Annotated in this window: 7 protein-coding genes; 3 read left to right on the forward strand and 4 right to left on the reverse strand. The window is 69.9% G+C overall.

Annotated features, from left to right (window positions below; translation table 11 throughout):
* A partial coding sequence (locus AC27IO_RS16950) for an NAD-dependent succinate-semialdehyde dehydrogenase (protein ID WP_498739812.1) occupies positions 1-1,165 on the forward strand: 1,165 nt, incomplete at its 5' end.
* 116 nt (positions 1,166-1,281) lie between these two features.
* Complete coding sequence (locus AC27IO_RS16955) at positions 1,282-1,908, forward strand: LysE family translocator (protein ID WP_284430159.1); 627 nt, start codon at positions 1,282-1,284, stop codon at positions 1,906-1,908.
* A 103-nt stretch (positions 1,909-2,011) separates the two neighbouring features.
* On the opposite strand, the gene AC27IO_RS16960 is transcribed toward AC27IO_RS16955, so the two are convergent.
* On the reverse strand, positions 2,012-2,917 hold the full coding sequence (locus tag AC27IO_RS16960; protein WP_498739814.1) for a LysR family transcriptional regulator: 906 nt from the start codon (positions 2,915-2,917) through the stop codon (positions 2,012-2,014).
* A 73-nt stretch (positions 2,918-2,990) separates the two neighbouring features.
* Here AC27IO_RS16960 and AC27IO_RS16965 point away from each other — a divergent pair, with 73 nt between their 5' ends.
* Positions 2,991-4,016 carry a sodium-dependent bicarbonate transport family permease gene (locus AC27IO_RS16965; protein WP_317359554.1) on the forward strand — a complete coding sequence of 342 codons (1,026 nt, stop codon included), beginning with the start codon at positions 2,991-2,993 and terminating at the stop codon, positions 4,014-4,016.
* 23 nt (positions 4,017-4,039) lie between these two features.
* Here AC27IO_RS16965 and AC27IO_RS16970 read toward each other — a convergent pair whose 3' ends face one another.
* From AC27IO_RS16970 to AC27IO_RS16980, 3 genes are all read right to left on the reverse strand, one after another.
* The gene (locus AC27IO_RS16970; protein ID WP_498739816.1) at positions 4,040-6,244 is read right to left on the reverse strand and encodes a TonB-dependent siderophore receptor; all 2,205 of its coding nucleotides are present in this window, start codon (positions 6,242-6,244) and stop codon (positions 4,040-4,042) included.
* Positions 6,245-6,404: 160 nt separating this feature from the next.
* Entirely contained in the window at positions 6,405-7,121 is a 717-nt protein-coding gene (locus AC27IO_RS16975; protein WP_317359688.1) for a DUF4198 domain-containing protein, read from the reverse strand.
* A 145-nt stretch (positions 7,122-7,266) separates the two neighbouring features.
* Positions 7,267-8,959, reverse strand: a 1,693-nt coding sequence (locus AC27IO_RS16980) for a TonB-dependent siderophore receptor (RefSeq protein ID WP_498739817.1), incomplete at its 5' end; no start/stop codon positions are given.

Raw genomic sequence — 8,959 nt, forward strand, 5'->3', positions numbered from 1 at the left:
GGAGCAGGGCAAGCCCCTGGCCGAGGCCCGCATGGAAACCATGGCCTCCGCCGACATCATCGAGTGGTTCGCCGACGAATCGCAGCGCGTGTATGGCCGCATCGTCCCGTCCCGCAACCTGGCCGCGCGCCAGATGGTCGTGAAGGACCCCGTGGGCCCCGTGGCGGCGTTCACGCCCTGGAACTTCCCGATCAACCAAGTGGTGCGCAAGCTGGCCGCGGCCCTGTCGGCCGGCTGCTCCATCCTCGTGAAGGCGCCGGAAGAAACCCCGGCCAGCCCGGCCGAGCTGATCCGCGCGTTCGCCGATGCCGGCGTGCCCGCAGGCGCCGTGGGCCTGGTCTATGGCGACCCGGCGGAAATCTCCAACTACCTCATCCCGCACCCGATCATCCGCAAGGTGACCTTCACCGGCTCCACGCCCGTGGGCAAGCAGCTGGCCGCCCTGGCCGGCAAGCACATGAAGCGCGTGACCATGGAACTGGGCGGCCACGCCCCGGTGATCGTGGCGGAAGACGCCGATGTCGAGCTGGCCATCAAGGCCGCCGGCGGCGCCAAGTTCCGCAACGCGGGCCAGGTGTGCATCTCGCCCACGCGGTTCCTGGTGCATGAGAGCATCCGCGCCGATTTCGTGGCCGCGCTGTCGCGCCACGCGCAGGGCCTCAAGGTGGGCAACGGCCTGGCCGACGGCACGCAGATGGGCCCGCTGGCCAACCCGCGCCGCATCACCGCCATGGCCGACCTGATGGCCGACGCGGTGCAACAGGGCGCGCAACTGGCCACCGGCGGCGAACGCATCGGCAGCGAAGGCAATTTCTTCCAGCCCACGGTGCTCAACGACGTGCCCCTGTCGGCCCGCATCTTCAACGAAGAGCCCTTCGGCCCCGTGGCCGCCGTGCGCGGTTTCGAGAAGATCGAGGACGCCATCGCCGAGGCCAACCGCCTGCCGTTCGGCCTGGCGGGCTATGCCTTCACGCGCTCGCTCAAGAACGCGCACCTGCTGGCCCAGCGCCTGGAGGTCGGCATGCTCTGGATCAACCAGGCCGCCGCACCCGCAGCCGAGCTGCCCTTCGGCGGCCTGAAGGATTCGGGCTACGGCTCCGAAGGCGGCTCCGAGGCCGTGGAAGCCCATCTGAACACGCGCCTCGTGTCGATCATGAACGTGTGATCGCCACCGGTTCGTCGAAAGGCCGCGCTGCACAGCGCGGCCTTTTTTTTTGGGGGTCGAGGCATGCTGCGCTCCACGCTGGTGGAGAGGGAGCCGCACGCGAATATCATCGTCCGATGCTCACCTTCGCCCAACTGCTCGCGTTCTTGCTCACCGCCGTGCTCATCACGGCCACGCCCGGTCCCGACAACCTGCTGGTGCTGGGCATGGGGATGTCCAGGGGGCGCTGGCAGGGCATCGTGTTCGGGCTGGGCTGCGCGCTGGGGTGCCTGAGCCACACGCTGCTGGCCGTGGTGGGCGTGAGTGCGCTGATCGCCGCGTCGCCCGTCGCCTTCACGGCGTTGCGGTGGCTGGGCGGGGCTTACCTGATCTGGCTGGGCATTCAGGCGCTGCGCAGCCCGGGCGCCGGCCGCGTCGATGCCACGGGCGCACCGGCGCAGTCGCTCCGGAGCCTGTTCTTCAAGGGCATGCTCGCCAACGCGATCAACCCGAAGGTGGTGCTTTTCTTCCTGTCGTTCCTGCCGCAGTTCGTGGTGCCGGCGCAAGGCAACGTCGCCCTGCAACTGGGCCTGCTGGGGCTCTTGTTCACGCTGCAGGCGGCGGTGCTGTTCGGGCTGCTGGGCTATTTTGCGGGTGCCATTGGCGCCTGGCTCCAGCGCAGGCCGCGCGCCGGCCTGTGGCTGGACCGCGTGGCCGGCACCGTGTTCGTGGGCCTGGGCGTGAAGATGATCGCGGGCCGCTGAACCCCGGCCTATCGACGGGATCGCGATCGCGGGGGGCATGGGCGTCGCAGGCCATTGTCTTGTGGGAAAAAGCGCTTGCGCCGCGCCGTGCCGCTCGCTGGCATCAGGAGTGCACTTCCCATCGGCGCGCCTGTTGCAGCAGCTGCCGCAGAAAGGTCTCGGCAATGGGAGACAGCCGCTTGCCCTGCGGCCACAGCACATACCATGACGAGGGCACGGGCATGCGCTCCGCCGCCAGGATGGCCACGCCCTCACTGGCAGGGTCTGCGGCCAGCGCATGCCGCGACACCAGCCCCAGGCCCATGCGTGCCGCCACGGACTGCTTGATGGCCTCGTTGCTGCCCAGTTCCAGACGCACCCGCGGCGCGAAGCCCAGGGCCTTGAAATGCTCCTCCGTCGCCAGCCGTGTGCCCGAGCCCGTCTCGCGCAGGATGAACGGCTCCTTGAGCAATTGCTCCAGCCGCACGCGCCGGCGCGCGGCCAGCGGATGGTCGTGCGCGGCGATGACCACCAGCGGGTTGCTCAGCAGCACCTGCCGGTCGTGCGGCACGCCGCGCGGCGGGATGGACAGGATGTAGAGATCGTCCTCGTTGGCCAGCAGGCGCTGCACCACGCCATCGCGGTTGAGCACCTGCATCGCCACGTCCACGCCCGGATGCTCTTCGCAAAAGCGGCCCAGCATGCGCGGAATGAAGTACTTGGCGGTGCTGGCCAGCGCGATGCGCAGCCGGCCCTGGCTCACGCCCTTGAGCGCTGCCACGCGCTGCTCCAATGCCTCCCAGTCGGCCGCGATGGCGCGTGCCGTCTGCGCCGCCGCCTCGCCCGCCTGGGTGAGGTGCAGCCGCTGGCCAACGCGCTCGTACAGCGGCAGGCCGATGGCGTCCGACAGCTCCTTGAGCTGCATCGATGCCGTGGGCTGGGTCACATGGCAGTGGCGCGCGGCCCCGGTGATGGAGCCGGTCTCGGCCAGGGCCAGCATGATCTGCAATTGGCGGAAAGTGGCATGCATAGAGAAATCCCGATGGGTCGGATCGACAGTATCGATTTTCCTTCATCGCCATTGCCGCCTAGCATCGCGCCCCATGAAACACCTGCTCGATCCCGCGATTCTGTTCTTCGTGCTCGGCCTGGCGGCCGGGCTGCTGCGCTCCAACCTGGAGATTCCCGCGCCGCTGTCGCGCTTTCTGTCGCTGTACCTGCTCATGGCGCTGGGCCTCAAGGGCGGATTCGCCCTGGCCCAGTCCGGTTGGACGGTGCAGGTCTCGGCCGCCCTGGTCAGTGCCCTGGTGCTCGCCGTCGCCGTGCCGGCCATCGCATGGTGCGTGCTGCGCCGCCTGCTGCCGCCCTTCGATGCGGCTGCCGTGGCGGCCACCTACGGCAGCGTCAGCGCCGTGACGTTCGTGACCGCCAGCCACCTGCTGGAGCAGCAGGGCACCCCTGCCGGCGGCTACATGGCCGCGGCCATGGCGCTGATGGAGTCGCCCGCCATCGTGCTGGCGGTGGTGATGGCGCATTGGCTGCGCGCCCCGGCCGCGGTGGCCCCCATTGCCGTGGGATCGCAGGCCGTGATGGCTGGCGGCCCGGGCATCGGGCCGGCGCGGGTGGGCTCGCCACTGGGCCCGGTGCTGCGCGAGGCGTTGACCGACGGCGGCGCCGTGCTGCTGCTGGGGGCGCTGCTGGTGGGGCTGTTGACGGGTGCGCAGGGCGAACAGGCCATGCATCCCTTCACCGTGGACCTGTTCAAGGGCCTGCTGGCGTTCTTCCTGTTGGACATGGGCCTGATGACGGCGCGCAGCCTCCCGGGCCTGGCCGGGCTCGGCGCGCAGCGCCTGCCGCTGGCACTGTTCGCCGTGGTGGGCCCGGTGGCGCACGGGTTGCTGGCCCTGGGGCTGGCCAAGCTGGCGGGCCTGGCGGTGCCCGAGGCCACGCTGCTGGCCGTGCTGGGCGCCAGCGCCTCCTACATCGCCGTGCCCGCCGTGCTGCGCCACGCGATGCCGGAGGCCCGGCCGGCGCTCTACGTGGGCCTGTCCCTGGGTATCACCTTTCCCTTCAACCTCGTGCTGGGCATTCCGCTGTACGGCGCCCTGGCACGGTGGTGGCTGGGGTGAGGCCCCGGTGCGGGGGGGCGCGCTCAGAACCGGTAGGTGCCCGTCATCGTGTAGGTGCGGCGCTGGCCGTAGAAGCAGTCGCCGCGCGCCAGGCACTGGGTGATCTGCACCTTGTCGGCCAGGTTGACCACGTTGAAGGCCAGGCGCCAGCTGCCGGCGTCGTAGGCCGCCATGGCATCGGCGATGAGCGCCGATGGCGTGGTGATGGCCGTGGTGCCGGTCCACTGCGAGCCGGTGTAGCGCACACCCGCGCCCACCGTCCAGCCGCCGCGCCCTTCGGCCGCGAAGCGGTGCATGAGCCAGCTCGACGCCGTGTGCTTGGGCACGCTGGCCACGGGCAGGCCCTGGTCGCCGGCGTTGCTGCGCGAGATGACGGCGTCGGTGTAGGCATAGCCCACCGTCCAGTCCCAGTTGCGGGCCAGGCTGGCGGTCATCTCGGTCTCGAAGCCCTTGGTTTTCACTTCGCCGAGCTGCAGGCTGTTAAGCGGGTTGGAGGGGTCGTTGGTCTTGCGGTTCTTCTCGCGCAGCTGGTATACGGCCGCGTAGGCGCTGATGCCCCGGTCCTGCGGCTGCCACTTCACGCCGGCTTCCCACTGCTCGCCGCGCTGGGGCTTGAACGGGGTGCCGAAGAAGTCCACGCCGCCCAGCGGCTGGAACGATTCGGAGTAGCCCACGTACGGTGCCCAGCCGCCATCGGCCTGGTAGGTGGCGCCGACGCGCTTGGTCCAGGCGGTGTCGTCCACGGCGGCGGCGGGGCGGCCGGCCGTCTCGGTCTTGGCGCTGTCGTGGCGCAGGCCGAGCGTGGCCGTCCAGCGGCCCCAGCGGATCTGGTCCTGGGCGTAAAAGCCCAGTTGGCGCTGGGTGACGTTGGGCTGGCGCACCAGCGCCGAGGCCGAGGGCGCCGTGAAGTTGCCGTACACCGGCGCATAGGCGTCGATGCCCGAGATGGTCTGGAACCACGAGGACTGGCTGGTCTCGTTGCGCTGCGCGTCCATGCCGAAGAGCAGCGTGTGCTCGGTGGCGCCGGCCTGCACCTTGCCTTCGATCTGCGTGTCCGCCAGCAGCAGGCGGCTGGAGTTGATCTGCCAGGAGGCGTCGCGCAGCAAGGTGCGGTTGTCCGCATTGAACACCGGGCGCGCCGGCCGGCCGGTGGCGCGGTTGGCGCTGAAGCTGGTGTAGATGCTGCGGTAGTCCACCTCGCTCACCGTGCGGCGCAGGTTCTGGCGCACCGTCCACTGGTCGTTCAGGCGGTGGCTGAACAGATAGCCCCAGGAATTGTTCTCGGTGTCGAAGGCGTCCCAGCCCGGTTCGCTGATGAAGGTCGAGGTCGGGATCTGGCCGTAGGGGCTGGACAGCCGCGTGCCTTGCCAGGGAAAGAAGCCGATCAGCGAGCCGCTTTGGTCTTTCTGGTGCGTGAACTGCAGCGTGAGCGACGTGGCGGCGTTGGGCTTCCAGGTGAGCGACGGGGCGAGGATGAGGCGGTCGTCGCTCACGTGGTCGACCTGCGAGTCGCTGTCGCGGCCCACGGCCACCAGCCGGTAGAGCCACTCGCCGTCCTGGGTGAGCGGGCCGGTCATGTCGGCGGCGATCTGCTTGCGCGCGTAGTTGCCCAGCTGCACCTGCACTTCGCGCAGCGGCTCGGCCTGCGGGCGCTTGCTGGTGAGGTTGAGCACGCCGCCCACGCTGCCCTGGCCGTACAGCACGGACGAAGGGCCGCGCAGGAATTCGACGCGCTCCAGCAGGTAGGGCTCGGCTTTGGTGTTGTTGTAGGTGCCGTAGGTGCGCAGCAGGCCGTCCTGGTACTGCGTCACGCTGCCGCCGCGTGCCGTGAAGCTGTCCACCCGGCTGTCGAAGTAGTTGGAGACCATGCCGGCGGTGTAGGCCGTGGTCTGGCGCAGGGTCAGCGCGCCTTGCGCCTCCATCTGGTCGCGCGTGACCACGCTGATGGCCTGCGGGGTTTCGATGAGCGGCGTGTCGGTCTTGGTGGCCGAAAGGGCGCGCTTGGCGACGAAGCCGCTGACGGGCGCGGTGGGGCTTTCCTGATCCGCGCCGGCCTTGACGGTCACGGGGGCGAGCGTGGTTTCCGCCACGGGCGCGGCGGACTGGGCCTGGGCGGCGCTGGCGCCCAGGCCGCACAGCAGCGCGATCGCGGTGTGCAGGGCGGCGGCCAGGGGCAAGGGGCGGCAGGGTGCGCCGTGGGCATGTGGGGAAGGGAGGTGCGAGGTCATGTTGCTACTTTTTCAATAGCGCTCCTGGCAATGAATCCGCTGGCAGGAGGGCTGTTTGGTTCAAAAATGCGGCGCGCAGGGCGTCGCCGCCGTCACGGCGCGGCGGCCGTGAAAGGTCTTCGGGGACGGCGGGCCGGTCAGCGCCGGGCCGGCGCGGAGGTCAGTGCGCGGCCGGGGCGGGCAGCGGGGGCGATTCCATGCCGGCCACCTGCACGAAGGTGAGCGTCGTGAGGTAGCTGGCCTCGCCGTACTTCTCGCCTGCGTGTTCGCCGGGCTGCTTGTCGCTGTGCTTGACCTCGGCCACGTACTGGCCCTTCCAGGGCAGCTCGAAGTGCACCGTGCCTTCGGCATTCGTGGCGGCCTCGCGGGCCCAGCCCGAGGGCGATACCAGGGTCACCTGGGCCTTGGGCAGCGGCTTGCCGTTGAACACCACGCGCAGTTCGCCCGCCTTGCCGGTGGGCACCACGTCCAGCGGCGCGGTGGCGGCCACGGGCTGCGCCAGGCTGGCCACCCAGCGCGCGGCGGGGCGCCACAGCAGCGGTGGCTGGCCGGCCTTGGTGCGGTCGATCAGCGGATACGGCGCCTCGGCGAACAGCGTGTCGGCCGGCGCCGGCAGGGCGTAGGTGAACGCGGTGGCGCTGCGCTGGCCTTCGATGCGCCGGGCCTCGCCGCCGCGTGGCTGCTGCTCGAGCACCGGCACGCCCTTGAACTTGTCGAGCGCACCGGGCGACTTTTCCAGCAGGCCGTCGGCGTATTCGCCGAACTGCACGCGGGCCTGGGCGCCGCTGGCCTCGATCCAGACCTGGTGGGCCTGGACGGCCGTGGCCGCCAGCGCGGACAGCACGGCGGCGGTGATGGGCTTGAGCAAGGTGGACATCGGAAAGCTCCTGTGAAACAGAGGTTGAAAAAACGTTTGCTATCAAATAAATAGCGGTATGCCCTAGAAGAACATGCGCAGGAGGCCGTTTTGATGCAAAAAGGCTTGGCGGCCGGCAGCATCGGGGCCCCGCTCGGCCGTGCGCCTAGTAGCGCGCCTTGAGCGCCACCGTCACGCGGCGCGGCTCGCCGTAGAAGTTCTGGCGGCCCAGGCTGGAGACCTTCTCGTAGTAGGTCTTGTCGAACAGGTTGTCCACGTTCAGGCTCACCGAAAGCTTGTCGTTGATCTGGTAGGCCACCTGGGCGTTGAACAGCGCGTAGTCGCCCGAGGTCAGGCGCACCGTGCCGCTTTGCGCGAAGAACTCGCTGCGGTAGCTCACGCCTCCGCCCACGCTCAGCCCCTGCAGCACCGGCCCCTTGAAGGCATAGCGGGTGGACAGGTTCACGCTGTGGCGCGGCGTGATGGGGCTGAACACCTGGCCCTGCTGCGACACGGGGGCCTGCAGGTACTTGGTGGCGGTGAAGGCGTAGCCGGCCAGCACGTCCCAGCCGGGCGCGACCTGGCCGCTCACCTCGGTCTCGAAGCCCTGCGCGCGCACCTTGCCGCCGGCCAGGGAGGCGGTGGGAACGTCCGGGTCGGCGATGGCGCGGTCCTTGTCCAGGATGCGGAAGAGGGCGAAGTGCGTCTGCAGGCGCTTGTTCAAAAACTCGCCCTTCACGCCCGCCTCGATCTGCGAGCCCGAACGCGGCGTGAGCAGGCGGCCCGCGCGGTCCAGGCTGGACTGCACCACGAAGGTCTCGGCATAGCTCGTGTAGGCCGACAGGTTTTCGTTCAGCTCGTAGATCGCGGCCACCGAGGGGATGAACTGCCGTCCGGGGTCGGCGGTGGCCGTGGTCTGGCCCGTGCTCAGCGTGCGCGTCTCGGCCTTGGCCCAGGACAGGCGCCCGCCGGCCAGCACCTTCAGGCGCTCGGCCACGCTGACCTGCGCCTGGCCGTACAGCGCGTTCTCGGTGCGCCGGGTGGCGCTCTGAAAGCCGGGCAGCGTGATGCTGGGGTAGGGCAGGTCGTACTGCGGATTGAAGATGTTGGCGGTGCGGGGCGCGCCGAAGGCGGAGTTGCCGTCCAGGCTTTCACTGGTCGTGTGGCTCACGCCCAGCAGCACGCGGTGCGTGCGGCCGGCCAGCGACAGCGGCGAGGCGATGTACAGGTCGTAGTTGCGGTCCTTCAGGTCCTGCTGGAAGTCCACCGACTGCAGCTGGTAGTTGCCGTTGGCCGCCACGGCCGAGTTGGCCCGCACCGAGCGGTACAGCGATTCGCGGTGCACGTCGCGCGCCACGAACTTGACCTGCCCGCCATTGGACAGGCGGTGCTCCAGTTCCGCGAAGGTGTCGGTGTTGTCCAGGTCCTGGCGGTTGGCGGCGATGCCCGCGAACGTGGAGCGCGGCACGTCCAGCAGCCGGCCGTCGGCATAAGCGGGCAGGCCCTGGTCCACCGTGGCGCGCACCTTCTGGCGCGTGTGGCCGACCGACAGCGTGGTGGACGGGGTGATGTCCAGCTCCAGCGTGCCGTAGCCCAGGGTCTTGTCGTTCTTCAGCGTGGCGACGTGGCTGTCGCGGTCGTCCTTCACCGCCACCACGCGGCCGCGCAGCGTGCCCGCGGCGTTGAGCGCGCCGGTCAGGTCCACGTCGGCGCGGCGCATGTTCCACGACCCCGCGGACACGTTGGCGTTCAGCCCCAATGCGGACTGCGCGCGCTTGCGCACCAGGTTGATGGTGCCGCCGGGTTCGCTCGCGCCCTGCAGCAGGCCGGACGGGCCGCGCAGCACCTCGATGCGGTCG

This window comes from Acidovorax sp. KNOB132 (assembly GCF_057541515.1).

What these genes read in the sequence shown, in the direction of transcription:
- AC27IO_RS16955 (WP_284430159.1), top strand. Translation starts at nt 1,282, where the DNA reads ATGCTCACCTTCGCCCAACTGCTCGCGTTCTTGCTCACCGCCGTGCTC.
- AC27IO_RS16960 (WP_498739814.1), bottom strand. Translation starts at nt 2,917, where the DNA reads ATGCATGCCACTTTCCGCCAATTGCAGATCATGCTGGCCCTGGCCGAG.
- AC27IO_RS16965 (WP_317359554.1), top strand. Translation starts at nt 2,991, where the DNA reads ATGAAACACCTGCTCGATCCCGCGATTCTGTTCTTCGTGCTCGGCCTG.
- AC27IO_RS16970 (WP_498739816.1), bottom strand. Translation starts at nt 6,244, where the DNA reads ATGACCTCGCACCTCCCTTCCCCACATGCCCACGGCGCACCCTGCCGC.
- AC27IO_RS16975 (WP_317359688.1), bottom strand. Translation starts at nt 7,121, where the DNA reads ATGTCCACCTTGCTCAAGCCCATCACCGCCGCCGTGCTGTCCGCGCTG.